General features: G+C 60.8%; 24 protein-coding genes. 21 read left to right on the top strand and 3 right to left on the bottom strand.

Annotated elements, in window-relative coordinates; all coding sequences use genetic code 11:
• Window positions 1–6 precede the first annotated feature (6 nt).
• The 20 genes from ACP7DE_RS22605 to ACP7DE_RS22510 all read left to right on the top strand — a co-directional run bounded on the left by ACP7DE_RS22605 (window position 7) and on the right by ACP7DE_RS22510 (window position 17,126).
• Window positions 7–483 carry a head completion/stabilization protein gene (locus ACP7DE_RS22605; protein ID WP_426074194.1) on the top strand — a complete coding sequence of 159 codons (477 nt, stop codon included), beginning with the start codon at window positions 7–9 and terminating at the stop codon, window positions 481–483.
• Window positions 483–698, top strand: a complete 216-nt coding sequence (locus ACP7DE_RS22600) for a tail protein X (protein WP_426074185.1) — start codon at window positions 483–485, stop codon at window positions 696–698. The genes ACP7DE_RS22605 and ACP7DE_RS22600 overlap by 1 nt, the downstream gene beginning before the upstream one ends.
• A 65-nt stretch (window positions 699–763) precedes the next feature.
• Window positions 764–1,135, top strand: coding sequence for a hypothetical protein (locus ACP7DE_RS22595; protein ID WP_035820867.1), 372 nt, complete (start codon window positions 764–766; stop codon window positions 1,133–1,135).
• Complete coding sequence (locus tag ACP7DE_RS22590; RefSeq protein WP_426074184.1) at window positions 1,135–1,695, top strand: glycoside hydrolase family 108 protein; 561 nt, start codon at window positions 1,135–1,137, stop codon at window positions 1,693–1,695. Before ACP7DE_RS22595 ends, ACP7DE_RS22590 begins: the two co-directional genes overlap by 1 nt.
• Window positions 1,692–2,204 carry a lysis system i-spanin subunit Rz gene (locus ACP7DE_RS22585; RefSeq protein ID WP_426074183.1) on the top strand — a complete coding sequence of 171 codons (513 nt, stop codon included), beginning with the start codon at window positions 1,692–1,694 and terminating at the stop codon, window positions 2,202–2,204. Before ACP7DE_RS22590 ends, ACP7DE_RS22585 begins: the two co-directional genes overlap by 4 nt.
• Window positions 2,188–2,676, top strand: a complete 489-nt coding sequence (locus ACP7DE_RS22580) for a phage tail protein (RefSeq protein WP_070301026.1) — start codon at window positions 2,188–2,190, stop codon at window positions 2,674–2,676. The genes ACP7DE_RS22585 and ACP7DE_RS22580 overlap by 17 nt, the downstream gene beginning before the upstream one ends.
• On the top strand, window positions 2,673–3,131 hold the full coding sequence (locus ACP7DE_RS22575; protein ID WP_426074182.1) for a phage virion morphogenesis protein: 459 nt from the start codon (window positions 2,673–2,675) through the stop codon (window positions 3,129–3,131). The genes ACP7DE_RS22580 and ACP7DE_RS22575 overlap by 4 nt, the downstream gene beginning before the upstream one ends.
• Before the next feature lie 82 nt (window positions 3,132–3,213).
• Window positions 3,214–5,148 (top strand): ATP-dependent nuclease, encoded by a 1,935-nt coding sequence (locus ACP7DE_RS22570; protein ID WP_426074181.1) that lies wholly within the window; start codon window positions 3,214–3,216, stop codon window positions 5,146–5,148.
• A 106-nt stretch (window positions 5,149–5,254) separates the two neighbouring features.
• Window positions 5,255–5,908 (top strand): phage baseplate assembly protein V, encoded by a 654-nt coding sequence (locus ACP7DE_RS22565; protein WP_426074180.1) that lies wholly within the window; start codon window positions 5,255–5,257, stop codon window positions 5,906–5,908.
• A 5-nt stretch (window positions 5,909–5,913) separates the two neighbouring features.
• On the top strand, window positions 5,914–6,249 hold the full coding sequence (locus tag ACP7DE_RS22560) for a GPW/gp25 family protein (RefSeq protein WP_426074179.1): 336 nt from the start codon (window positions 5,914–5,916) through the stop codon (window positions 6,247–6,249).
• The gene (locus tag ACP7DE_RS22555; RefSeq protein WP_426074178.1) at window positions 6,246–7,157 is read left to right on the top strand and encodes a baseplate assembly protein; all 912 of its coding nucleotides are present in this window, start codon (window positions 6,246–6,248) and stop codon (window positions 7,155–7,157) included. Before ACP7DE_RS22560 ends, ACP7DE_RS22555 begins: the two co-directional genes overlap by 4 nt.
• Window positions 7,150–7,770: a phage tail protein I gene (locus ACP7DE_RS22550; protein WP_426074177.1), complete on the top strand. Its 621-nt coding sequence runs from the start codon at window positions 7,150–7,152 to the stop codon at window positions 7,768–7,770. Before ACP7DE_RS22555 ends, ACP7DE_RS22550 begins: the two co-directional genes overlap by 8 nt.
• Window positions 7,767–9,389 (top strand): phage tail protein, encoded by a 1,623-nt coding sequence (locus ACP7DE_RS22545; protein WP_426074176.1) that lies wholly within the window; start codon window positions 7,767–7,769, stop codon window positions 9,387–9,389. Before ACP7DE_RS22550 ends, ACP7DE_RS22545 begins: the two co-directional genes overlap by 4 nt.
• Before the next feature lies 1 nt (window position 9,390).
• Entirely contained in the window at window positions 9,391–9,900 is a 510-nt protein-coding gene (locus ACP7DE_RS22540) for a hypothetical protein (RefSeq protein ID WP_426074175.1), read from the top strand.
• Between the two features lie 30 nt (window positions 9,901–9,930).
• Window positions 9,931–11,106 carry a phage tail sheath protein gene (locus tag ACP7DE_RS22535; RefSeq protein ID WP_426074174.1) on the top strand — a complete coding sequence of 392 codons (1,176 nt, stop codon included), beginning with the start codon at window positions 9,931–9,933 and terminating at the stop codon, window positions 11,104–11,106.
• 59 nt (window positions 11,107–11,165) lie between these two features.
• The gene (locus ACP7DE_RS22530) at window positions 11,166–11,675 is read left to right on the top strand and encodes a phage major tail tube protein (protein WP_426074173.1); all 510 of its coding nucleotides are present in this window, start codon (window positions 11,166–11,168) and stop codon (window positions 11,673–11,675) included.
• A gap of 35 nt (window positions 11,676–11,710) precedes the next feature.
• Window positions 11,711–12,142 (top strand): GpE family phage tail protein, encoded by a 432-nt coding sequence (locus ACP7DE_RS22525; protein ID WP_426074172.1) that lies wholly within the window; start codon window positions 11,711–11,713, stop codon window positions 12,140–12,142.
• A complete protein-coding gene (locus tag ACP7DE_RS22520) occupies window positions 12,143–15,229 on the top strand; it encodes a phage tail tape measure protein (protein WP_426074171.1) in 3,087 nt (1,028 codons plus the stop codon).
• Window positions 15,230–15,243: 14 nt separating this feature from the next.
• Window positions 15,244–15,852, top strand: coding sequence for a phage tail protein (locus tag ACP7DE_RS22515; protein WP_426074170.1), 609 nt, complete (start codon window positions 15,244–15,246; stop codon window positions 15,850–15,852).
• Complete coding sequence (locus ACP7DE_RS22510; protein WP_426074169.1) at window positions 15,849–17,126, top strand: phage late control D family protein; 1,278 nt, start codon at window positions 15,849–15,851, stop codon at window positions 17,124–17,126. Before ACP7DE_RS22515 ends, ACP7DE_RS22510 begins: the two co-directional genes overlap by 4 nt.
• Before the next feature lie 267 nt (window positions 17,127–17,393).
• Here ACP7DE_RS22510 and ACP7DE_RS22505 read toward each other — a convergent pair whose 3' ends face one another.
• From ACP7DE_RS22505 to ACP7DE_RS22495, 3 genes are read right to left on the bottom strand one after another with little or no spacing between them, the layout of a single operon-like run.
• Entirely contained in the window at window positions 17,394–18,077 is a 684-nt protein-coding gene (locus ACP7DE_RS22505) for a hypothetical protein (protein WP_219890828.1), read from the bottom strand.
• A 51-nt stretch (window positions 18,078–18,128) separates the two neighbouring features.
• Window positions 18,129–18,488 (bottom strand): hypothetical protein, encoded by a 360-nt coding sequence (locus ACP7DE_RS22500; protein ID WP_426074168.1) that lies wholly within the window; start codon window positions 18,486–18,488, stop codon window positions 18,129–18,131.
• Complete coding sequence (locus ACP7DE_RS22495) at window positions 18,485–18,940, bottom strand: helix-turn-helix domain-containing protein (protein WP_426074167.1); 456 nt, start codon at window positions 18,938–18,940, stop codon at window positions 18,485–18,487. The genes ACP7DE_RS22500 and ACP7DE_RS22495 overlap by 4 nt, the downstream gene beginning before the upstream one ends.
• An 80-nt stretch (window positions 18,941–19,020) precedes the next feature.
• Between ACP7DE_RS22495 and ACP7DE_RS22490 the strand changes: the two genes are divergently transcribed.
• A complete protein-coding gene (locus ACP7DE_RS22490; RefSeq protein ID WP_426074166.1) occupies window positions 19,021–19,224 on the top strand; it encodes a hypothetical protein in 204 nt (67 codons plus the stop codon).
• The last annotated feature ends 6 nt before the right edge of the window (window positions 19,225–19,230 follow it).

The following is a 19,230-nucleotide window of genomic DNA, read 5'->3' as shown; positions in this document are numbered from 1 at the left end:
CCGTCCATCCCTCCCGGCACCACGCCCGCGCCGCCAGCGGTTGTCCCTGGCGTCATCGAGAACGACGGCTGGTTTCCCGACATCCTGCTCACCGACATGCGCGACGCCATGCGCCTGGATGGCACCGTCACCGACGCGCGCCTGGTGCAAGCCGTGGTCGATGCCATCCTGCAGGTCAACCGCGAACTGGCCGACTGGCAGGCCATGCATGCGCAAGCTGGCATTGCCGCCCTGGTGGACGTACCGGCCACGCGTATCAACCGCGAATCCCGCCTGCTGGCGCAGTACCGGCGCGCCGTCTACAGCACGGCCAAAGCCGATCTGATCGAGCGTTACCGCGACTACGACAGCACGGCCACGTCCGTGAGCGACAAGAAAAGCATGGAATGGCTGGACGAGGCGCCCGGCGCGCAGCGGCGCAATGCGCAATGGGCCATCGCCGATATGGTCGGCCGCACGCACCTCACCGTGGAGCTGATCTGATGCATGTGCGCACGCGGCAGCACGACACGGTGGACGCCCTGGTGTGGCGCTACCTGGGCGACGGCGCGGGATACGTCGAGCACACCCTGGAAATGAATCCCGCGCTGGCGCGCCACGGCGCCGTGCTGCCGGCCGGCCTGGTCGTCACCCTGCCCGAGCCGGCGCCCAGCACGGGCCAGGTGGCCGCAGCAGATCTTGTGCAGCTATGGGACTGACCCTGGCATTCACCCCTTTATTCATCATGAAAAATCTCTCACCCCTCACCTCGGAGTATCAAGCAATGTCCGCAGAATCGTTTGGTGGTTTCGCCACCCTGGTCAAACTGTACGGCTTCAAGGCGGCGCTGGGCATGGTCGGCGCCGCCATGCTGTACATCGTGCTGCCGCCTTTGAACAGCGACGGCACCTTCAACAAGGGCGAATTCGTCGCCCGCCTGGCCTGCGCGGGCGTGTTCTCGTGCCTGCTGGGTGGCACCGTGTATCAGCTGCTGTGCGCCCAGCTCCCGGCCATCGGCGCCATGGTCAACGCTTCCGCCATCGACCTGATCGTCGGCGCGCCCGGCTGGTGGGTATCGCGCGCCGTAGCCCTGTGGTTCCAGCGCCGCAGCGACAAAGACATCGCCGAACTCGTCAAAGACGCAAAGGAACACTGATGGCCACCACCGACAATCCACTGATCGCGCGCGTCATCGACGCCATCTTGCGCGCCGAAGGCGGCTACGTGAACGACCCGCAAGACAAAGGCGGCGAAACCAATTACGGCATCACTGTGGCCGTGGCGCGCGCCAACGGCTACACGGGGCCGATGCGCGACCTGCCCGTGGCCGTGGCGCGCGCTATCTACACGGCCCGCTACATCACGGAACCGAAGTTCGACCAAGTGCTGGCCATCCATGCCGGCATCGGCGCCGAGCTGATCGACACGGGCGTCAACATGGGGCCACACCGCGCGGCCGAGTTCCTGCAGCGCTGGCTGAACGGTTTCAATGATACGGGTGCGCGCTATCCCGCCCTGTTCGTCGACGGCCGCCTGGGCGCGCAGTCGCTGGGCGCCCTTGCATCCTTCCTGACATGGCGCGGCCAGGATGGCGCCACCGTGCTGCTGCGCGCCCTGAACGGCTTGCAAGCGGCGCGCTACCTGGAAATCACCGAGGCCAACAAGACCCAGCGCCGCTTTCTGTTCGGCTGGATTAAGGAACGGGTGGCCATGTGACCACAACCACCTGGCGCCCGCTGGCCGCCTGCCTGCTGTGTGGCGCCATCGCGGGCTGGACGACGCAGGGCTGGCGCAAGGACGCCAGCATCGCCGCCCTGCAGCTGGAGGCGGCTATCCAAACAGCCACCGCCGCCACCGAATTGGCCCAAGCCACCGCCCGCGTGCTGACGCTGGAGCGCGCCGCCGGCGCCGCCCTGGCTCAGCGCGCCGACCACCTCACCCAGGATCAAACCCATGCAAAAACCGAGCGTGACCGTTTCAATGCTGACCTGCGCAGCGGCGCTGTGCGCCTGTCAATCCCCATCGCCAGCGGCCAGTGCCCCGCAACTGCAGATACCGCCGCTGCCGCAGACCATCGGATTGAAGCGCGAGCCGAACTTGACGCAGCGACTGCGGCAGCTCTTGACGCCATTGCCGGCGACGGCGATGACGCCACCCGCCAACTGAACGCCTGCATCGACGCCTACAACACCGTGCGGAACACCTATCATGTACAAACCGAATAGCCTGCGCCAGCACCTGGCCGCCGCCATCCCCGACCTGCAGCGCGACCCCGACCGCCTGCTGGTCTTCGCCGACGAGGGCAACGTGGTGGCGTCGGCCACCGCCTCCCTCTCCTTCGAATACCGCTTCAAGCTCAACCTGATCGTCACCGACTACGCGGGCGACGCCGACGCCATCATGGTGGCCCTGATCGCCTGGCTCAAAGTCCACCAGCTCGACCTGATGGCCAACGAGGAAACGCGCAAGCACGGCATCGCCTTCGAGGTCGATTTTAATAACCATGAAACGGTCGACATTTCCATCAAGCTGGACCTGACCGAGCGCGTGGCCGTCAAGGCTGGCGAGGCGGGCCGCCTGGACATCAAGCACCTGGCCGAGATACAGCATATGCCGGCCTACGCGGATGAGTTCTGGAAGCTGTATGACGGCGAGACCCTGCTGGCGGAATGGCGCACGCCCGAGGCGACGCCATGAGTGACGACCTGCACGCGCTGGAAGCCTGGGCTGGCGCCCTGCTGGCCAAGCTGCAGCCAGCCCAGCGCCGCGCGATCAATCACAAGGTGGCCATCGACCTGCGCCGCAGCCAGGCGCAGCGCATCAAGGCGCAGCAAGGGCCAGATGGCGCGGCGTACCCCGCGCGCAAGTGGCGCAAGGAATTCAAGGGAAAGAATGGACGGATAAAACGGCAGAAGGCGGCGATGTTTGCGAGGATTCGCACCGCCAAACACCTGAAAGTAAAGGCGACCGGCGGCCAGATCGAGGTCGGGTTCTTTGGCTGGGTGGCACGCGTGGCGCATGTGCATCAGTCTGGCCGGCAAGACCGCGTTACAAAAAAAGGGCCCGCCTACAAATACCCGGAGCGGCCGCTGCTGGGGTTAAATGAACTGGATCGTGAATTGATACGACAAAGCCTCTTAAAAAATCTGTAAATCTATGCTTGTCCTAATGTCGCCATGTGAAAAAACAGTCCTAATTGCTGATAAAATTCCCATATGAAAACTGGGGACTAGCATGAATGATACGAAAGTAGTATCCGCGTACACAATATATGAAAACTTAATGGAAGAACTCGCAGACGGTGGAGCAACAGGAATTTCGCTGCTAGATATAAGCCCTCAGTTCGAGGTTACTTCCGAAAAGACTCGAAAGTGGACTCGAGTTGACTCGATAGACATCGAGAACTTCAAAGCGATAAAAAAAACCAGTATTCCTCTAGGTGATGTGACAATTTTAGTCGGCGGAAATGGATCGGGGAAGTCTTCCGTTTTACAGGCTATACATTGGGCGGCGCGCGCCGCAAGCTATATTGCGCCAAAAAATACAAAAGAGGTCATTTCTTTCGAACGACTTGATTTTTTACCATCGAGCGAGCCACTAAGAACTGCCCACAAGTCAACACTCACAACGTCACAAAAAAGTCCGCCTACAAAAGTTTCTTTCATACATGTTGTTGCACCTATTGAGCCTGCAACTTTGGAAGGAAAAGCAGAGTTAACCTCCGAGACAAAACCGACGCAAGATCAACCTTCGGCGGCCAAGGCTGAGACAGATACGACAAATCAAGCCCCAACTGCCACCGTCAAGATCTGGGCGGCTCGAAACCAAGGCGGCATATCGGTGCACATCGATGGCGCCTCAGCGGTTACTCCGTTTAAGCAAAGAGATCAACCATTGACTGCTTACATTCCGGGGTTAGCGGGTCTATCAGAAAAGGAAACAATACTAGCGCAACCCCTTCTCAGGCGCCAAGCTGCCAGCGGCGATGCGGGCGGAGTGCTCAGAAATGTATTATTCAACTTGGCAAGTCGCCTCCCTGGCGAAGAAGACAATAAGAAATCCGCACAACGGATTGGCAGACTAAATGAGCTTTTACAGAGTGTGCACCCCTCTGTACAAGTTCAAGTCGGGTATGACGATCGTGAAGAAATTCATATCAATGCTTCATTTAAGGACTTTGGTTTAGGAGACGACTCCCGTCCATTAGAAGCCGCAGCTACAGGTGTACTTCAAGTCATACAGATATTTGCATACATGGTTTTCTTTCGTCCAAAAATACTCCTGATTGACGAACCGGATGCGCACCTCCACCCAGATAAGCAAGAACGATTGATTGAAGCGTTGGAGCTCGCATCGAAGGAATTCGATGCTCAAATAATTTTAACCACTCATAGTCCGCATATCACAAGGGCGGCATCACCAGACACCAGCTTAGTATGGATGAATGAAGGCGACGTAGTAGGAGGCGACGATAGCGCCATTAGGCGTTTAATGGGCTGGGGAGCACTTGATAAAAAGCTGTTGTTCTTTGTTGAAGATGAAGATGACCAAGCAATTCGCGCTATCCTTCGTCAATGGCCCCACTTGCAACGTCAAGTATCAGTTTGCCGATGTTTTGGTGTAAAAAATCTTCCAAAAGACGAATTTTTACGAGGGTTAGCTTCGAGTGGAGGCGTTAAAGTTAACGCAATAATACACAGGGATCGTGATTTCATGACCCAAAAAGAATGCAGCGGCTGGATCAAATCCTACAAGATTCCGGAAGCGTTTCCTTGGCACACAGAAGATGTGGATGTTGAAGCATATTTTTGCAGTAATGCATACCTTCAAAAAGCATATGAAATTGATTTTGACACTGCGGAAGAATGGCGAAAATTAGCTGCGGATAAAGTACCCATCAAGAAGGCTAAAGTAAAATTTTTCGATAAACGAGATGATATTAATATCATTTATCGGGAGGGCGGAGGTTCTCCTTCATCTCAAGAATTGTGGGATGCTGGAGGCGGGCATTGCCCACATAATATTCTAGGGAAGACTCTTCTCGCGGCGTTGAAAACTGTTGTGACAGCGAACAAAAGAGATGAGTCATTATTGAACGGATACAAAATTCCTCCCGGCTTTGAGATGGCGAGCGACCTCCGCGAAGTACTTGAAAAAGCGTTGAGTTAGATGAAGCCCCCTTGTAAATTGGAATGCCATTTAAGGTGACGCTTATTAGTTAATAATTCGCTTATCAACCCGCCCCCGCGTGCATCCGCACGCGGACTTCGGCAACATGCACTGCATGAACGCCGACCTGTCCGACCTCACCCGCTTGCTGCAAAACCTGATCCGCCTGGGCTCCATTGCCGAGGTCAAAGGGACCAAGGCGCGCGTGCGGCTCGGGCCTACGCTCATCACCGAATGGCTGAACTGGGCCACAGGACGCGCCGGCAGCACGTGCACCTGGTCGGCGCCCACCATCGGCGAACAGGTGATCGTCTTTTCCCCTGGCGGCGACCTGACGCGCGGCATCATCGTGCCGGCGCTGTACTCGCAGGCATTTGACGCGCCCGAGTCCAGCGACACCATCCACACCACGCACTACCCTGACGGCGCCGTGGTGCAGTACGACCATGCGGCCCATGCCCTGACAGCCCTACTCCCCGGCGGCACCGCCACCATCACCGCCGACAAGGTGACGTCGAATGCGCCCAGCACTATCTGCACGGGCGACCTGACCGTCATGAAAAACCTGATCGTCAACGGCTCCACCGCCCTGAACGGCGGCGTGAACGCCAAAGCCGGCGCCGCTGGCGGCGTGGCCATGGCCGTGCAAGGGACCATCAAAGCGACCGAAGACGTGCTGGCCGGCGCCATCAGCCTGGCCAAACACCCGCACAGCGGCGTCAGGGCCGGCGGCGACCAATCGGGCGGGCCGCTGCCATGATGGGCATGCACGCCGCTACCGGGCACAGCCTGACGGGCCTGGACCACCTGCGCCAGTCCGTGACCGACATTCTCACCACGCCCATCGGTTCGCGCATCCGTCGCCGTCGCTATGGCTCCGAAGTGCCCGAACTGATCGACCAGCCCCTGAACAGCGCCACGCAGTTGCGCATCTACGCGGCCACCGCCTTTTCCCTGCGCCGCTGGGAGCAGCGCCTGCAACTTGCCAGCGTACAGCTGACGCGCGACACGGACGGCGCCATCGCGCTGCTGCTGGACGGCACTGCGAATGGCCAAGGCATCACCCTGTCCGTGCCCGTCAAGCAAGGGGGCGCCGTATGAGCACGCCTATCGATCTGACCCAATTGCCCGCACCCAGCGTGGTCGAAGCGCTGGACTTCGAAACCATCCTGGCCACGCGCAAAGCCCACCTGGTGAGCCTGCTGCCGGAAGCGGAGCGCGCCGCCGTCACGGCCCTGCTGGAGCTGGAATCGGAGCCGGCCACCAAGTTGCTGGAAGAGAACAGCTATCAAGAAACCATCCTGCGCAACCGCGTCAACGAGGCCGGCAAGGCCGTCATGCTGGCCTTTGCCCTCGACGGCGACCTGGACCAGCTGGGCGCCAACGTCAACGTGGCGCGCCTGACCATCACGCCGGCCAATCCGAACGCCCTGCCGCCAGTGGCCGCCGTCATGGAAGATAACGACGCCTACCGCCTGCGCATCCAGGAAGCGCCGGATGGCCTGTCCGTGGCCGGCCCGAAAGCCTCCTACGAATTCCACGCACGCAGCAGCGACGGCCGCGTCAAGGACGCGAGCGCCACCAGCCCTTCGCCAGCGCACGTCATCGTCACGGTGCTGGCCAACAACGACACAGGCATCGCCGACGCCGCGCTGCTGGCCACCGTGGCGCGCGCGCTCAACGCCGAGAACGTGCGCCCCCTGGGCGACCGCCTGACGGTGCAGGCCGCCCAGGTGATCGACTACCAGATCGAGGCCACCTTGTTTATCGGCGTCGGCCCGGAAGTGCCGATTCTGCTGGACGCCGCGCGCGCCAACGCCGTGCGCGTGTCGCAGCCGCGCCGCCCGCTGGGCCACAGCATCTATCGATCCGCCTGCAGCGCCGCCGTGCACGTCGAGGGCGTGCGCAAGGTCGTCTTAACCAGCCCGGCGGCGGATATCGAACTGAACGCCACCCAGGCCGCCCGCTGCACTGCCATCAAGCTCAATGTGGTGGTGCTCGATGAATAAGCTCGTGCCCACCCTGCCGCCCAACACCACGGCGCTGGAGCGCGCCATTGCCGTGGCTTGCGCCGAGCTGGTCAACGTGCCCGTGCCGCTGCGCGACCTGTGGAACGCCGACCGCTGCCCGGTCAATCTGCTGCCGTTTCTGGCCTGGGCCTGTTCCGTGGACCGCTGGGATGACATCTGGCCCGAATCGACCAAGCGCGGCGCCATCAAGGCGGCCTATTTCATCCACAAGCACAAGGGCACGATTGCCGCCGTGCGCCGCGTGGTCGAGTCCCTGGGCTACCTGATCCGCATCACCGAATGGTGGCAGACCACGCCACCGGGCGTGCCGGGCACCTTCCGCCTCGATGTCGGCGTGCTGGACTCGGGCATCACGGACGCCATGTTTCAGGAAATGGAACGCCTGATAGCTGACGCCAAGCCCGTCAGCCGCCACATGACGGGCCTGGCCATTTATTTGGAAAGTCGCGGCAGCATCTACGCGGGCGCTTGTGCGTACCACGGCGACGCCATGACCGTGTATCCCTGGATCGCGGAAACCATCGAAGTGCGCGGCACGCTATTGCAGGCCGGCGCATCCCATACCATCGACACCCTGACCATCTATCCATGACCACATACTTTGCCATCCTGACCGAAGTGGGCGAGGCCAAGCTGGCCAACGCCATCGCCCTGGGCCAAACCCTGAAACTGAAAAGCCTGGCCGTGGGCGACGGCAACGGAAATCTGCCCATGCCCGTGCGCACGCAAAAGGCGCTGGTGCGCGAAGTGCGCCGCGCGGGCCTGAACCAGCTGAGCATCGACCCGGCCAACGCCAGCCAGATCATCGTCGAACAAGTCTTGCCCGAGGACGTGGGTGGCTGGTGGATACGCGAAATCGGTATCTACGACGAAGCCGGCGACCTGTGTGCGGTGGCCAACTGCCCGCCTAGCTACAAGCCATTGATGGCCGAAGGCAGCGGGCGCACGCAAGTGGTGCGCATCGTGCTGATCGTCGCAAGCACGGCCGCCATCGAATTGAAAATCGATCCGTCCGTGATTCTCGCCACGCGCAAGTATGTCGATGAGCAGGACATCATTGTGCGTGCCTACGGCGACGCGCAACTGGCCAAGCACCAGGCCGCGCCCGACCCGCACCCGCTGCTGGCAAAGGTCGCCTATGTCGATCAACAAGACACCAGCGCGCGCACCTATGGCGATCTGCAACTGGCCAAGCACCAGGCTGCTGCCGATCCGCACCCGCTCCTGGCCAAGGTCGCCTATGTCGATCAGCAAGACACCAGCGCACGCACCTATGGCGACCAGCAACTGGCCAAGCACCAGGGCGCCGCCGACCCGCACCCGCTCCTGGCCAAGGTCGCCTATGTCGATCAGCAAGACAGAAATATCACTGCCAATGCGGAACAACGACTTGCCGGGCACATGGCTGCCGCCGATGCGCACCCGCTCCTGGCGAAGGTCGCCTATGTCGATCAGCAGGACACCAGCGCACGCACCTATGGCGACCAGCAACTGGCCAAGCACGCAGCGGCTGCCAATCCGCATCCGCAATACAGTATGAAGGAAGTGGCGACGCCGCCGAAGTTCGACGCATCGGGCAAGCTGGTCAATGCCGATTTTGTGCAGCGCGCGCAAGGAAACATGGTGCGCTATGCCGACGTCATCGAGAGCCGCACGCTCACTGCGGATGATATTGGCTGCGCCGTGTACTTCCCTTATGCAGGCAGGACCATCACCATTCCCGACCCGGTATCGCTTGGCATTCCCAACAATTCCGGCAAGTGCGTCCGATTCTTCGGGCTCTTCCAGAGTGGCACCCTCCTTGCCGCGCCAGGCGTCAACATCGGTTTTGATGTCGGTAGCGTGCCAAGCATCACGATCAAGCCTGGGCAATTTCTTACCCTCATGGCGACCGGCCCCGGCGTCTGGCAAGTCATCGAATCGACTGCCGAGCTGTGGCGCAATGCGGACTTTGCATCCAGGCTGCTGCCCGACGGCGATCTGAAACTGCCGGGCGACTTCATCATGCAGTGGGGCGCCGTCACGGCAGGGCCGGCCGGTACGCGCGTGGCCTTTAAGTTTGCCTTTCCGAAACAGTGCCTGCGCGTCTTCCTCACCGTATCGAACGGCAACTACCCTGGCTATGTCAGCTCGGACTCTCCCACCATTACCGGATTTAACGCCTATGCCGCTGCAGATGCCTCCGCCAATTTCCTTGCCATCGGAAAATAACATGACAACGCTCTACTCCAACAAGGCCCGGGGTTTCTTTCCGGCGAACATGCAAGCCGCGTATGAAGCGGCGGGCACCTGGCCGGCCGATGGCGTCGAGGTCACGCCCGTGGATGAGGCCATGCTGCGCGAAGCCATCAGCACCGGCGCGACCATCCGTAAAAAATCCGGCGGCAAGTGGGACATCACCGCGCCCCCGCCTTTGCCCTTTGCCGTGCTGGCGGCGCCCTATCTGGCCGGCGTGCGCCAGACGCGCGACGCCATCCTCAACCGCCTGGCCGGCATCGGCTTTGCCGCCATGGCCGATGGCGACGCCGGCACCGTGCAAGCCATCGCGGCGGCGCGCGCCTGGCTGCTCGACATCACCATCTGCCCGACGGTTGCCGCCGCGCAGGACATCGAGGCGCTACAAGCGGCCGTCAATGCCGAATACGCGCGCATCGCCGCCACCCTGTCCGGCGAGGCGCGGCGCGCCTTCGACGATACCGCCGGCATGGCATCCACCCAATAACGCCTTTTTACCACTCACCAGGAGAGCCCTATGGCCACCGACTACCACCATGGCGTGCGCGTCATTGAAATCAACGAGGGTTCGCGCCCGATCCGCACCGTCTCCACCGCCGTGCTGGGCCTGATCGCCACGGCCGACGATGCCGACCCGGCGGCCTTCCCGCTCGACACGCCCGTGCTCGTCACCAACGTGCTGGCCGCCATGGGCAAGGCCGGCAAGACGGGCACCCTGTACCGCAGCCTGGCGGCCATCGCCGCGCAGACCAAACCGCTGACCGTCGTGGTGCGCGTGGCCGAAGGCGAGACGGAGGCGGAAACCACCAGCAACGCCGTGGGCGGCGTCTCGCCCGATGGCAAGTACCTGGGCGCCAAGGCGCTGCTGGCCGCGCAAAGCAAACTCGGCGTGAAACCGCGCATCCTGGGCGCGCCGGGGCTGGACACCCAGGCCGTGACGAATGCTATGGCCAGCGTGGCACAGCGCCTGCGCGGCTTCGTGTATGCGTCCGCCTATGGCTGCGCCACCGTGACGGCGGCGACCACCTATCGCGGCCAGTTCGGCCAGCGCGAAGTCATGATGATCTGGCCTGACTTCGTGAACTGGAATACCGCCACCGATGAAGAAGCCAGCATTTCCGCCGTGGCTTACGCCATGGGCCTGCGCGCCAAGATCGACGAGGAAACGGGCTGGCACAAAACGCTGTCCAACGTGGTCGTCAACGGCCCGACCGGCATCACCAAGGATGTGTTTTTCGACCTGCAAGACCCGGCCACCGATGCCGGCGTGCTCAACGCCAAGGAGGTGACCACCTTGATTAACATGGGCGGTTACCGCTTCTGGGGTTCGCGCACCTGTGAGGAGCCGGGCGGCTTCTTCTATTTCGAAAGCTACACGCGCACGGCCCAGGTGCTGGCCGACACCATCGCCGAAGCGCATTTCGCCTTTGTCGACCTGCCCTTGCATCCGTCCCTGGTGCGCGACCTGCTGGAAAGCATCAATGCCAAGTTCCGCGACCTGAAATTGCAGGGCTACATCATCGACGGCCACGCCTGGTATGACGAGCAATACAACGACAAGACGGCGCTGAAAGACGGCAAGCTGGCCATCGATTACGACTACACGCCCGTGCCGCCGCTGGAAAACCTGAAATTCCAGCAGCGCATCACCGACCGCTACCTGGCCGACTTCGCCTCGCGTATCGCGGCGTAAGCGTCCAATCACCACCCTGCCCGCGCCCGCGCGGGCGCAACTGAACAACGGAGAACGATATGGGCCTGCCCCGCAAACTGAAAAATTTTAACTTGTTCCAGAACGGCGTGTCCTTCATGGGCATGGTGCCCGAAGTCACCTTGCCGAAACTGAGCCGCAAGATGGAAGAGTACCGCGCCGGCGGCATGAGCGGCCCCGTGTCCGTGGACTTCGGCAACGAGGCGCTGTCGCTGGAATGGAGCGCGGGCGGTCTGATCGCCGAAGCCCTGAAACAGTACGGCGCGCACTCGCACGGCGCCGTGCAACTGCGCTTTGCCGGCGCCTACCAGGAAGACGATGACGGCACGGTCGCTGCCGTGGAAGTGGTCGTGCGCGGCCGTTACAAGGAAATCGATATGGGCGCGGCCAAGATGGGCGACGACACCACCCACAAATACACGATGGCTTGCAGCTATTACAAGCTGATGATCGACGGCGCCACCGTCATCGAACTGGACTTCATGAGCGGCACCGAGAACTTCGGCGGCGGCGACACCAACGCGGCCATCCGCAAGGCCATCGGCCTGTAACCCCTTTTTAATCACACCACAACAAGGAACACACCATGCACAACGATACCCAAAACCAAGCCGTCATCGAGCTGGACGATCCGATCAAACGCGGCGACAGCTTCATCACCTCGCTGACCGTGCGCAAGCCCAAGGCGGGCGCCCTGCGCGGCATTTCCCTGATCGAGCTGGCCAATCTGAACGTGTCGGCCCTGCAGATCGTACTGCCGCGCATCACCGAGCCGACCTTGACCGCGCACGACATCGCCAACATGGACCCGGCCGACCTGCTGGCCGTGGGCGCCGAGGTTGCAGGTTTTTTTGGCGAGCAAAGCCGATCGCCTTTCGGTATCCCCGGCGAAGTAGAAGACGCCATGGCTGACATTGCCGGCGTCTTTCACTGGACGCCGGCAGCGATGGACGGTTTTACGATTGATGAACTGATGGCCTGGCGCGAACGCGCCCGGCAGCGAAGCGGAGCGGAATAGATGGCTGGTCGGGATTTGAAGTTACAAGTGGTATTTGCGGCACTGGACAAGATTACCGGCCCGCTGAAAAAGATCATGGGCGGCTCCAGCGACACGGCCAAGGCCTTGAAGGCCACCAGTGACCGCTTGCGCGACCTGAACGCACAGCAAAAGAACATCAGCAAATTCCGCGAGCTGCATGGCGGCCTGGACGCCACGCGCACCAAGCTGGAAGCGGCGCAGCAAAAGGTGGCCAGCCTGGCCACCAAGATGAAGCAGACGGAAGCGCCCACGCGCGCCATGACGCGCGAATTTAACGCCGCCGTCAAAGCGGCCGGCGCCTTGAAAACTGCCGGCCAGCAACAGGCGCAGCAACTACAGGTCATGCGCGAGCGCCTGGGCGCCGCCGGCATCGGAACCAAAGACCTGGCCAACCACGAGCGCACCTTGCGCCGCGAGATCGAGGCGACCAACAAAACCATGACGCTGCAGCAGCAGAAGCTGGCCAACGCGGCAGCCAAGCAGCAGCGCGTCACCAACGCCACCGAGCACGCCGACAAGCTGCGCAACAAGGCGGGCAACCTGGCCATGGCCGGTGCCGGCGCGACAGCCACGGGCGCTGTGCTCGGCGCGCCCGTCGTCAAGGGGCTGAACGAGGCCAAGCACTATCAAACGGAGGTGGGCAGGGTCAACGCCCTGGGCCTGGGCGACAAGGTGTCAGCCGAGGCCGTCGCCTTCGCGCGCAACATGAAGACCTACGGCACCAGCCAGCTCGACAACCTGCAGCTCATGCGCGATGGCATGAGCGCCTTTGCCGACGTGCATCACGCGGAAATGGTCGCCCCTACCCTGGCCAAGATGAAGTTTGCCAATCACGCCTTCTTTGGTGAAGCCGAGGGTGCCGACAACGAGCGCAAGTTCATGGACATGCTCAAGGTCATCGAGCTGCGCGGCGGCCTGGAGAGCAAGGAGAAGTTCGAAGCCCAAGCCAACATCGTGCAGCAGGTCATCACCGCCACGGGCGGGCGCGTCGGCCCGAATGAGTGGTTGAACATGATCAAGACGGGCGGTATCGCCGCCAAGGGCTTGAAAGACGATGCGTTTTACTACCAGATGGAACCGCTGGTGCAGGAAATGAGCGGCAATCGCGTCGGCACGTCCCTGATGAGCGCCTACCAGAACTTGTACCAGGGCCGCACGACGAAACGCTCAGCCAGGAAGCTGGAAGAGTTCGGCCTGATCGGCGACAAGAGCAAGGTCAAGCACGACAAGGCGGGGCAAGTCTCGTTCCTCGATCCCGGCGCGCTGCTGGGCGCCGAGCTGTTCCGCGAAAATCAATTCGAATGGCTGGAAAAGGTACTGTTGCCGCAACTGGCCAAGAAGGGCATCACGGAAAAGAAACAGGTGCTCGACGCCATCGGCAGCATTTTTTCCAACCGCACCGCGTCGAACCTGTACTCGCAGATGTATTTGCAGCGCGTGCAGATCCACAAAAACGAAAAGCTCAACCGTGGCGCCGCCGATATCGGCCGGCTGGAAAAACTGGGCCGCGACTCGGCCGCCGGCAAGGAACTGGAAGCGCAATCGAAGCTGGCCAATCTCAAGCTGACCATGGGCGAAAAAATCCTGCCACTGTATGCGCAGGGACTGGAAATGGCCATCAGTGCCATTACGCGCCTGAATGGCTTCATGGAGCGCAACCCCACCGTGGCCAAGGTCATGATCGCTGGCTTTGCCGTGCTGGCAAGCGTGCTGCTGGTGCTGGGGCCGCTGATGCTGGGCATTGCCGCCATGATCGGCCCGTATGCCATGCTGCACGTCATGTTCGCCAAGATGGGCGTGACGGGCGGCGTGCTCACGCCCATCTTGCGCAACCTGGGCGGCGCTTTCATGTGGGCGGGTCGCGCCGTACTGTGGCTGGGCCGCGCCCTTCTGATGAACCCGATTGGCATCGCCATCACGGTCATTGCCGGCGCCGCCTTCCTGATTTACAAATACTGGGAGCCGATCAAGGGTTTCTTTGCCGGTCTGTGGTCAGACGTCAAGGCGGCGTTTGCTGGCGGCTTTACCGGCATCAACAGCCTGATCGCCGACTGGTCGCCGCTGGGCCTGTTCTACCGCGCCTTCGCGGGCGTGCTTGGCTGGTTCGGCGTTGCGCTGCCGGCCAGGTTCACCGATTTTGCCGCCAGCATCCGGGGCCGCTTCGCCAAGGGGCTGGCGCCGCTGGCTGGCTTCTTTACCGGCATCTGGTCGCAGATCAAGATGGCCTTTGCCGGTGGCATTGGCGGCGTCAGCGCCTTGGTCGCCAACTGGACACCGCTCGCCCTGTTCTATCGCGCCTTCGCGGGCGTGCTTGGCTGGTTCGGCATCGCGCTGCCGGCGAAGTTCACCGACTTCGGCGCCAGCATCCTGCAGCGCATAACCGCGTCCTGGGCGCCTATCGCTACCTTCTTCGCCGACATCTGGTCACGCCTGCGCACGGTCTGCGCCGGCGGCATGGGCAGCATCACGGCCCTGATTATCAACTGGTCACCCGTCGGCGTGTTTTATCAGGCGTTCGCGGGCGTGTTGAGCTGGTTCGGCATCAAGCTGCCGGCCCAGTTCACCGAGTTTGGCGCCAACATCCTGCGCGGCTTGGTCAACGGCATCACCGGTTCCATGGGCGCCGTCAAGGATGCCATCAGCAACGCCGGTTCCAGCACCATTGCCTGGTTCAAGGAAAAGCTGGGCATCCACAGCCCCAGCCGCGTATTTGCCCAGCTCGGCGACTACACCATGCAGGGGCTGGCCGTGGGCCTGGACCGCAGCGAGGGCGCGCCCCTTGCCAAGGTATCCGGCCTGGCGCAGCGCCTGACGCAACTGGGCGCCGGCATCGCCATCGGCACGGCCACCGCCCTGCCGGCCAGCGCCTTCGACACGCGCGCCCCGCTATCCCAGGGCGGGTTCGGCGCCGGCATGACGATTCAAGGCGACAAGATCGAAATCACCATCCAGGCGCAAGCCGGTTCCGATCCGCAGGCCATCGCGCGCGCCGTGTATGCGGCCATGGAACAGCGCGACCGCGAAAAGGCGGCGCGCATCCGCTCGTCCCTGCGCGACCACGATTAAGAAAGAAGCACACCATGATGATGATTTTAGGAATGTTCGTGTTCAGCCTGCCGACGCTGGCCTATCACGAGCTGCAGCGGCAAACCGAATGGAAACACGCCAGCACGGCGCGCGTGGGCCTGCGCGACGCGCACCAGTACGTGGGGCCCGGCGATGACACCATCACCCTGTCGGGCTGGGTGGCGCCGGAACTGACCGGCTCCCTGTACTCGCTCGATGCGCTGCGCATGATGGCCGACACGGGCAAATCGTGGATTCTGATCCAGGGCACGGGCCGCATTCTCGGCTCGTACCGTATCACCAGCATGACGGAGGGCCGCACCATTCTTGACGGCAGCGGCGGCGCGCGGCGCGTCGAGTTCTCGATTGCACTCAAGCGCGACGACGACGGCGTGCTGGCCATGGTCGGCCTGGGCGACATCGGCGACCTGAAAAACATGCTCAGCATCGACGGCATGACCAGCAGCATCGCCGGCGCGGCCAAGAATGCCGTGGGCAGCGTCGTGGGCAATGTGGTCGGCGGCATCACGTCGAAATATGGCGGCGTGGTCGGCGAAATGAAAGACAAGATCGGCGGCAGCATCAGCGGCGCCATCGGCAGCGCGGCGGACAAGTTCAAATGAGCGAGCATATCCCCGCCTTCAAGGTCAGCATCGAGGACAAGGATTTGACGGCCATCGTGTCGGCGCGGCTGATCAATTTGACGTTGACCCTGTGCCGTGGCGACGAGAGCGACCAGCTCGACATTTCCCTGGACGACAGCGACAGCAAGCTGGCCCTGCCGCCGCGCGGCGCGCAGATCGCCCTGGCGCTGGGCTGGCAAGCCACCGGCCTGGTGGACATGGGCAAGTTCACCGTCGACGAGGTGGAGCACAGCGGCGCGCCCGATACCATCACCCTGCGCGCCAGGTCGGCCAACCTGATCGACACCTTCAAACAGCAGCAGGAGCACAGCTTTCACAAGACCACCCTGGGCGCCATCATCGAGGCGATTGCCTTTCGCAACGAGCTGGCGTCGGGCGTGTCGGCGCGCCTGCGCGACACCGCCGTCGAACACATCGACCAGACCCACGAAAGCGATGCGGCTTTCCTGCGCCGGCTGGGCAGGAAATACGACGCGGTGGCCACCGTCAAGAACGACACTTTGCTATTCATCCCCATCAACCAGAGCCGCACGGCCAGCGGCAAGGCGCTGCCCGTCATCCCCATCACGCGCGCCCTGGGCGACGGCCACCGCTACCACAGCGCCGAAAGCGACGCCTACACGGGCGTGCGCGCCTTCTGGCACGACGAGCGCTACGCGCGCCGCCGCAGCGTAGTGGCCGGCGTGCCAGGCAACAGCAAGCGCCTGCGCACCACCTTCGCCAACGAAACGGACGCGCGCGCGGCGGCCGTGGCCGAATGGCAGCGCATCCTGCGCGGCCTGGCCACCTTCGAAATGAGCCTGGCCTTGGGCAACCCGGCCGTGTTCCCGCAATCGCCAGTGACCGTGCAAGGCTTCAAGCCCGAGATCGACGCCACCGACTGGCTATCGGTCAAGGTCACGCACAGCCTGGGCGGCAACGGCTTTACCACGCGCGTGGAGTTTGAAACGAAGACGGAAGCGGTGGAGGCCGAACGCGAGGAAGAGAAAGACCCGGATGAAGGCGTCACGGGCGTGGTGGCGAACTGGAAGGACGTGGCGGCGAAGAAGAAAAAGGCGGGGCAGGAAATGGCCGGCGCCAAGGGTACGCTCAAGGCGCTTGAGCATCTTTACCATAGCAAGCAGGCCGCCAAGCGGGCGGTCCTGAATGCGTGGAGGCATATTGAGGAAGTGCGGGACATCATCAAGGAAAACAGTGAGGTAGCCTGGAAGCCAGGTAAGGAAACTTCCAATCACATCACAGATGCAGTATGAATTCCAATACACGGAGATAACTATGAGCGATAACCAGCAATGCACTAATCACGCGAATGCGGCGGAACGTGAAGAAAAGGAAATCCGTAATCACATCCACCGCCAAATACTAGGGGAGTCAGACCAAGTTCATTCCAAAGAAATCTGGCAAAGAATTCTAGAGCAAGCTGATCCAAGGGCCATTGCAAACGCGCTGAGTACGCAACTAACGCATTTCAACTATCAGGAGGTGCCGAGCCGAAAAAAATGCAACTGCTGTTGCTAATACTAACGATTTTCAGGAAGCCACATTGAGGGTAACTCGCCTGCCGGTCCGACACATTCCATACCTCTCCCGCGTGATCGCTCAATGTGGCCGATAGAGTAAGCCTTTCCGGCGATGTAGCATTTTTCTTCTTTTGCCGTGCTGGCATCATGATCTGCGAACGGTGGTTGTTCCTTGTAGAGTAGCCAACCACAAGCGATCAAGCAGGTGATCAATGCGGCAAGTTGGAAGCGTGCGGTGCGTTGTAGGCGCGAAAAACTCAACGATTTTTCAGCGCATGCCAAGCAGGGTAATGCCGTGTGGGAATGATGGATTGTCACCGGGTTAGGTTCAGCAACTGAGGGAGGGGCCAATGGAAGGGGTAGCGGGGTAGTTGCCTCGTCGATGCGTCCCTCTAAAATCGCTTTAACCTCCTGATATTTGCTTCGCGGTAGTTCCTTGAACTTTTGCAAGCCATAGTCAGTGATGAGTCCTCTGTAAATCTTAATCTCTTCATCGCCAACTAGAGCGGCAAGTCTGTCCACAAGCGATTTTATATTGGAGCGCTGATAAGAGGTAATCAGCTCTATCTCTTTTTCTTTATCGCCAACGTGAAGCGTCACAACATTGCTAAGCCGTGGCGCCTCGTTCATATTTCCCATTACAGCACTATTAACGTCCCGTTTAAACTCTACTTTGTCCACCATCTTTTACCCGATCAATCTTTGCATGCTGCAGCTACTTTCGTTATTCCAGTTCTACTTCTTTACTTTCCGGTAGTTAGGTTCGGCGATATGAATACCATTTGCAGCTCCTTTTACTGAAACCGGAACGGCTTCGATAAGAGGAGAATTCTCAACGGTTATCACTTTCAACTTCTCTCCTGGCCCGGTGAGCAAACACCTCTTGGAATCAAACAGTGCTTGCAGTCGGGTCTGCTCCCCAGCGCTTGCGTATTTGAATCCGGTAATCAAATCTTCAGCAGATATGCAAGCTATAGTAGGTGCTATCGGTTCGACAATATCCTCCGCCTTAAATTTTGACGAAGCTGCAAAAACACTTGACACGCCAAAGCCTAAAGTAACGGTCGTAACGGCCAGCAATATTTTTTTCATCATTTAATAGTCTTCTTATTGGCGACATTCACGGTCAAGGGTCCAGCAACGTCACCATTAACCTGGTGTCCGACCGCGCCTTTGATGGTGATTTTTTGCTTACGCTGAGTCTGCGGAGCTGCCGCTGCAGCTAGAGTTGGCGTAGTTCCTTCAATCATCCCCTCAACCAGCCCGAGCAGACGCAACTTTCCCCGAAGGTCTAGCTTTCGAAAGCCTAGCAGCAACTCGCTTTCCTCTGCCGGTAGCTCGTCCGAAGATGGCGTGCCATGCAATAAAAAGTGGGAATCCACCCCGGCCCCGCAAATAGCTATCAGGTAGTCCGAATCGGGCTTCCTAGAACCACTCTCATAATTTAACTGTGTGTCTTTTGTTACGCCAGCCAGGGCCGCAAACTTCTCTTGGCTCAAGCCCAAACGCTTTCGTTCAGCGCGAAGACGATCTTTGAAATACGGCATATGACCACTTTTTTATTTGACATGTGGACATTCGTCCACTATAGTTACGCCATCCTGTAGCGATTACACATCATAACATTATGAAAAACGTATCCAAAATCGGGCGCACTGCCAAGGGCGCCACTTCGCAGCCTTTGGGCGTCCGCTTGGCGCCTGATGAAGTGCTGGAGGTCGAAGCCATTGCCGCCAAGCAAGAACGATCCCGTGCCTGGTTATTGCGCTTCCTGATCTTGCGCGGCCTCGCCGACTACAAGCGCGAAATCGCTTCCCAAATCCCCCACTAAGGACGA

The sequence above is a fragment of the Janthinobacterium sp. DSP2-3-3 genome, assembly GCF_049897325.1.
GTDB lineage: Bacteria > Pseudomonadota > Gammaproteobacteria > Burkholderiales > Burkholderiaceae_D > Janthinobacterium.
This window is presented reverse-complemented; position numbering and strand designations above follow the sequence as displayed.

Excerpts from the sequence above, each read along its gene's own strand:
- ACP7DE_RS22540 (WP_426074175.1), top strand. The coding sequence starts at position 9,391 with ATGACAACGCTCTACTCCAACAAGGCCCGGGGTTTCTTTCCGGCGAAC.
- ACP7DE_RS22530 (WP_426074173.1), top strand. The coding sequence starts at position 11,166 with ATGGGCCTGCCCCGCAAACTGAAAAATTTTAACTTGTTCCAGAACGGC.
- ACP7DE_RS22500 (WP_426074168.1), bottom strand. The coding sequence starts at position 18,488 with ATGATGAAAAAAATATTGCTGGCCGTTACGACCGTTACTTTAGGCTTT.
- ACP7DE_RS22525 (WP_426074172.1), top strand. The coding sequence starts at position 11,711 with ATGCACAACGATACCCAAAACCAAGCCGTCATCGAGCTGGACGATCCG.
- ACP7DE_RS22590 (WP_426074184.1), top strand. The coding sequence starts at position 1,135 with ATGGCCACCACCGACAATCCACTGATCGCGCGCGTCATCGACGCCATC.
- ACP7DE_RS22535 (WP_426074174.1), top strand. The coding sequence starts at position 9,931 with ATGGCCACCGACTACCACCATGGCGTGCGCGTCATTGAAATCAACGAG.
- ACP7DE_RS22515 (WP_426074170.1), top strand. The coding sequence starts at position 15,244 with ATGATGATGATTTTAGGAATGTTCGTGTTCAGCCTGCCGACGCTGGCC.
- ACP7DE_RS22505 (WP_219890828.1), bottom strand. The coding sequence starts at position 18,077 with ATGGTGGACAAAGTAGAGTTTAAACGGGACGTTAATAGTGCTGTAATG.
- ACP7DE_RS22545 (WP_426074176.1), top strand. The coding sequence starts at position 7,767 with ATGACCACATACTTTGCCATCCTGACCGAAGTGGGCGAGGCCAAGCTG.
- ACP7DE_RS22600 (WP_426074185.1), top strand. The coding sequence starts at position 483 with ATGCATGTGCGCACGCGGCAGCACGACACGGTGGACGCCCTGGTGTGG.
- ACP7DE_RS22560 (WP_426074179.1), top strand. The coding sequence starts at position 5,914 with ATGCACGCCGCTACCGGGCACAGCCTGACGGGCCTGGACCACCTGCGC.
- ACP7DE_RS22550 (WP_426074177.1), top strand. The coding sequence starts at position 7,150 with ATGAATAAGCTCGTGCCCACCCTGCCGCCCAACACCACGGCGCTGGAG.
- ACP7DE_RS22520 (WP_426074171.1), top strand. The coding sequence starts at position 12,143 with ATGGCTGGTCGGGATTTGAAGTTACAAGTGGTATTTGCGGCACTGGAC.
- ACP7DE_RS22595 (WP_035820867.1), top strand. The coding sequence starts at position 764 with ATGTCCGCAGAATCGTTTGGTGGTTTCGCCACCCTGGTCAAACTGTAC.
- ACP7DE_RS22495 (WP_426074167.1), bottom strand. The coding sequence starts at position 18,940 with ATGCCGTATTTCAAAGATCGTCTTCGCGCTGAACGAAAGCGTTTGGGC.
- ACP7DE_RS22580 (WP_070301026.1), top strand. The coding sequence starts at position 2,188 with ATGTACAAACCGAATAGCCTGCGCCAGCACCTGGCCGCCGCCATCCCC.
- ACP7DE_RS22510 (WP_426074169.1), top strand. The coding sequence starts at position 15,849 with ATGAGCGAGCATATCCCCGCCTTCAAGGTCAGCATCGAGGACAAGGAT.
- ACP7DE_RS22555 (WP_426074178.1), top strand. The coding sequence starts at position 6,246 with ATGAGCACGCCTATCGATCTGACCCAATTGCCCGCACCCAGCGTGGTC.
- ACP7DE_RS22565 (WP_426074180.1), top strand. The coding sequence starts at position 5,255 with ATGCACTGCATGAACGCCGACCTGTCCGACCTCACCCGCTTGCTGCAA.
- ACP7DE_RS22490 (WP_426074166.1), top strand. The coding sequence starts at position 19,021 with ATGAAAAACGTATCCAAAATCGGGCGCACTGCCAAGGGCGCCACTTCG.
- ACP7DE_RS22570 (WP_426074181.1), top strand. The coding sequence starts at position 3,214 with ATGAATGATACGAAAGTAGTATCCGCGTACACAATATATGAAAACTTA.
- ACP7DE_RS22575 (WP_426074182.1), top strand. The coding sequence starts at position 2,673 with ATGAGTGACGACCTGCACGCGCTGGAAGCCTGGGCTGGCGCCCTGCTG.